Genomic DNA, 2,446 nt, shown 5'->3' with positions numbered 1-2,446 from the left:
ATCATGTTGCCCGCACCGAACAACTCGCAGCTGAGGTCACAGCGGGCCGAGCAGCCCGGCCACGACTTGTCATCTGGCCCGAAAACGCTTCGGATATAGATCCTTTGACGAATCGGGATGCGGCGGATCGACTGGACCGAGCAGCCCGTTCTATCGGCGCCCCGATCCTGGTCGGTACGGTCCTGCAGGGCGAGCCAGGAACATCGATCAACAGTGCCATGGTCTGGGATCCGACGGACGGCCCTGGGCAGCAACACATCAAACGGCAGCTTGTGCCCTTCGGGGAGTACCTGCCGCTCCGATCGATCGTTCGTGCAGTGTCGTCGTATGCCGATGCAGCAGGCAATTTCATTGCCGGGAACGGGAACGGCGTCGTCGACCTCAACGGCGTCCACATAGCTGTTGCCACCTGCTACGAGGTGGCCTTCGACGATCTGGTGACCGAGTCCGTCAAGGCAGGAGCCACCGTCATCGCGGTTCCCACCAACAACGCGACCTTCGGCCGGACCGAGATGACCTTTCAGCAGCTGGCCATGTCGCGGGTGCGGGCGGTCGAACACGGCCGCAGTGTGCTGATCGCAGCAACCAGCGGTGTCAGCGCAATCATCACGCCAACGGGTGTGGTGCGTCAACAGAGCGAGATCTTCACAGCACAAGCATTGACCGACGAGATCGCCGTTCGCTCCGATCTCACGTTGGCAACACGTGTGGGTTCGATTCCGGAACTCGCGTTGTCTGCGATCGTGCTTTCTCTCGCCACTTCGGCACTCTTCAGAGGCATGTACCGGGTTCGGCGGGGTGAAAGAACGAGAACATGAATTACTATGCATGATAGTAATTCAGTGTCGGTGCCAGTGCACAAGCGAAACGAGTTCACCAATGACCCAGAGCCGCAAAAAGTCCCCCACACGGCCGCGAGGCGGCGTGGTGCCTGGTGGCCGAGGATTTCCGTGGGCGATATCGCTGGCAGTCCTGGTCATCGTCGGTTTGGTCTCGGTCATCGCGTACAACGTGGTGCCTCGCGCAATCGATAAGAACGAGGCCCAAAAGTACGCTCCGAGTGCCGACAATCCCGACCCGTCGACGTCGATCGACGGCGTGAGCGAGATCGAATACGCAGCCGGCAGTCATATTCAAGCGCCGCAGCGCGTTGCATACGATCAAAATCCGCCATCGGGAGGTGCTCACGATCAGTACTGGGCAACGTGTACCGGAGTCGTCTATCCGGAGCCGATACGCACCGAGAACGTGGTGCACTCCCTCGAACACGGCGCGATCTGGGTGTCGTACGACCCCGAAGCGTTGAACTCGTCCGACATCGACACTCTCGCCTCCCGGGTCGACGGGGAACCGTATTCGCTGATGTCCCCCTTCCCCGGCATCGGCGCACCCATCTCTCTTCAGTCATGGGGGCACCAACTCAAGGTCGAGAGCGCCGACGACCCCCGTATCGCGCAATTCATCACCGCACTCCGACAGAATCCGAACACCCATCCGGAACCCGGTGCCAGTTGTGCGACGGTTCCGGGCGGATTCGACCCGAAGGAACCCTTCCCGTTCGATCCATCCCCTCCGGGTCCCGACGCCATCCCCGCGGCGGATCCGCCAGCCGCCGGCGTCGCCCCCGCTTCGCCCGCCCCGATGCCCACAGCCGGAGATCGCGGCAATGGCTGAACAACGCGATACGGACCAGATCGAACGCCAGCCAGTGGCTGCCTCTCCCGCAGATCGCCGACACACGCCGCCTGCGGTGTTGGTCGTCGGTATCGTCATCGCCTTGCTGCTCGGCATCGTCATTGGACTGTGGGTACAAGGGAAGATCGCCGACACCTCATCCGGGACGTCATCCGCCGAGTCCGTGGATATCGGCTTCGCGCAGGACATGTCCGTTCATCACGGGCAAGCAGTCGAGATGTCCTCTCTTGCCCTGGTCAACGCCACCGACCCGGCCATTCGAACTCTCGCCTTCGACGTCGTCACCACTCAGCAAAGCCAGATAGGAATGATGCAGGGGTGGCTGACGCTGTGGGACCGCCCCGCCCGTAGTTCAGGTGGGTACATGGAGTGGATGCCGATGCCTTCGGTATCGATGGATCATTCGATGCCAGGGATGAGCACCGCGCAAAGTGATGCCGAAGCGACTGCTGTATCGATGCCAGGTATGGCAACTTCTGCCGAGCTCGCCGAACTACGTGCGTTAACCGGCCCTGCCTTCGAGATTCGCTACCTACAGTTGTTGTTGCGCCACCATCAGGGCGGTATCCCCATGGCCCAGTACGCCGCCGACAATGCCGCTCTCCCGGCCGTGACGAATCTCGCGCGACAAATCGCTGTCACGCAGCAGGCGGAATCGACAGCTCTGCAAAATCTCCTCGCGGACAGGGATGCTCAACCAATCCCGATGAACTGAACCCCATAGGCGTCCGCGGACCACTCGGAACCGTGG

The 2,446-nt window shown here is 61.6% G+C and carries 3 protein-coding genes; all 3 read left to right on the top strand.

The annotated features are described in order from the left end of the window. On the top strand, window positions 1–818 hold an 818-nt coding region (lnt, locus tag ABT116_RS42700; RefSeq protein ID WP_351646087.1), incomplete at its 5' end, for an apolipoprotein N-acyltransferase. A 61-nt stretch (window positions 819–879) separates the two neighbouring features. Then, a complete protein-coding gene (locus ABT116_RS42695) occupies window positions 880–1,674 on the top strand; it encodes a thioredoxin-like domain-containing protein (RefSeq protein ID WP_041814189.1) in 795 nt (264 codons plus the stop codon). Then, window positions 1,667–2,410, top strand: coding sequence for a DUF305 domain-containing protein (locus tag ABT116_RS42690; protein WP_003944664.1), 744 nt, complete (start codon window positions 1,667–1,669; stop codon window positions 2,408–2,410). The genes ABT116_RS42695 and ABT116_RS42690 overlap by 8 nt, the downstream gene beginning before the upstream one ends. Window positions 2,411–2,446: the final 36 nt, after the last annotated feature.

The sequence above is a fragment of the Streptomyces sp. NPDC002130 genome (assembly GCF_040296465.1).
Lineage (GTDB): Bacteria > Actinomycetota > Actinomycetes > Streptomycetales > Streptomycetaceae > Streptomyces.
The sequence above is the reverse complement of the archived record's forward strand: the minus strand, read 5'-3'. Positions and strand labels throughout refer to the sequence as shown.